Annotated in this window: 1 protein-coding gene; it reads left to right on the top strand. The window is 28.5% G+C overall.

Features of this window, described 5'->3' with window-relative positions:
- Positions 1 to 52 precede the first annotated feature (52 nt).
- Complete coding sequence (locus BUE91_RS00440) at positions 53 to 2074, top strand: hypothetical protein (RefSeq protein ID WP_073507597.1); 2022 nt, start codon at positions 53 to 55, stop codon at positions 2072 to 2074.
- Positions 2075 to 2084 lie beyond the last annotated feature (10 nt).

Below are 2084 nucleotides of genomic sequence, written 5' to 3' on the forward strand. Positions count from 1 at the left end.
GGGGGGGGGTATAATAAAAAAGCTAAAAGAAAAGAAGAAGTAGGAGGAAGAAGTGATAAGTAGAAAACTTATAGGGATATTTTGTATAAGTACGAGTGTATTTGGTGCAGAATATTATGTAACAAGTGATTCAAATATAGATCTAGGCTATGAGAGCTCATTTACTAAAAAAGGATTATTTGAACTAAATGCAGGAGGTATCTTTGGAAAGAACAAAGAAATATTTGTATTTGGAGGAGCAGGAGTAAAAGGAGATAGCACTATAGATGGAAAAGGATATGCAGGAGTAAATTTTAGAAGAAACATAACAGAAGAACTAGAACTAATATTAAATGCCTCATATACATATAAAACAGAAAAGCATGAAAAGTATGTAAAAGAATTTCTAAAAAAAAGAGTAGATTGGGAAGAAAGATATGAAAAAGATAAAGAAGCATTAAAAGGATATTATCATTCACAAGGATTAAGATTTAAAGAAAATGAAGAGACATTATTTTCATTAATATTAAATTATAATCATAAACTATTTAAACTACATAGTGGATCTATATATACAGCAGGTTATTTACAAAATGGAGAATATAGAGTAGAAAACTTTGTAAATATAAAGACAAAAAAAGGTAATCATGAAATAGAAGCATATGTAAACCATAAGTTAAAGAAGGATACATATGAAAAAGGTGGAAGATTAAGATTAGAACTAAATACATTAAGTAAGTTAGGGAAATTAGAGATATCTAATAAAGGAAAGATATATTTAGGGACGATAGTACCAAATGATAAAAAGAATTATTCATTATTATTAGAAAATGGGATTAAGTATAATGCTAATAACTTAGAGTTATTAGGAGGGATAGGTGCAGAAGTAGTATTTAAAGAAGTAAAAGTAAAACAAATTCCAAAGAGCTTATATAAACCAGAGATAAAATTTGATGTAAAGTATAGTAAGAATAAGATAGAGATAGAATCAAAGAATAAGTTAAAGGCAAGAGTAGATCTTACAGATAAATTTGAAGTAGATGCAAATGAATATAAAAAAGATTCAGATCAAATAATATCTTTATTATATACAAATAACAGATTAAAGTATGATTTAACTAAAGAGTTAAGTTTAATGTTAGTGGGTAAATATGGAGGATATGCAAAGATGACCCAAGATGGAGCTAATGCTCAAGCTATGGCTTCTGCTCAGTCTGGTCAATCAAATAAAGTAAAATTTGGAGAAATAGAACACCTATTAGAAGTAGGAGCAGGAGTTATATATAATAGGAAGACAAAGAGTGTAGAAGTAAAACATAATTCAGATGTTAGATATATATTTGGACATGTAGATAAAAAGAATTTTAGTATAATAAATGCATGGAGTGATAATAAGGCAGAATATAGTGTTAATGAAAGATTAACATTAAGTGGAGAATTAAACTTTACAAGTTCAAATAGGTTATCAATATTAAACCACAGTAATGATACAGATGAATTATTACTATTAGCAGACACAAAAGGGACAATAGATTACAAGACAAATAAAAAGCTAAGCTTAACAACAACACTAGGAGCAAATACAATATCATTGTTTAGTCAGTTAAACAGTAATGTAGCTGCAGCTGCTGCAGCGGCTGCTAGTGCAGCACCTTCAAATGATAATAAACTACACTTAACATTACAATATTCATATAAGCTATATAATGAGAATAAGTTAAGATATGAAATGAATGATAATGTGGGGATTATAGGAAAATTAAATGTAAGTTATTCAACAGGAATAAAATCAGATAAGTTATATGAGAGTTTAAATAGGATAAAGAGAAATCAAATAGGTGAAAAGGGTATAGAGGACTTTAGTAAGGAAGAGACAGATAAGATAAAGAAAGATGAAAACTCATTTGGGGCTAATAATAATACAGTTTTATTAATAAGCCCGGGATTAGAGTTAGATTTAAGATATTTAGGAGAGAAGTTGCAAATAAGACCAAGTATAGGAGTAGATGTAAGTGCCAAGATGGAAAGTGACAAACAGTTAAAGTATAAAGCAACAAATGTAAAAGCAGATTTAAAAGTAGAATATAGATGGTAGTGGAAGGGGA

This window comes from Streptobacillus notomytis (assembly GCF_001902585.1).
GTDB lineage: Bacteria > Fusobacteriota > Fusobacteriia > Fusobacteriales > Leptotrichiaceae > Streptobacillus > Streptobacillus notomytis.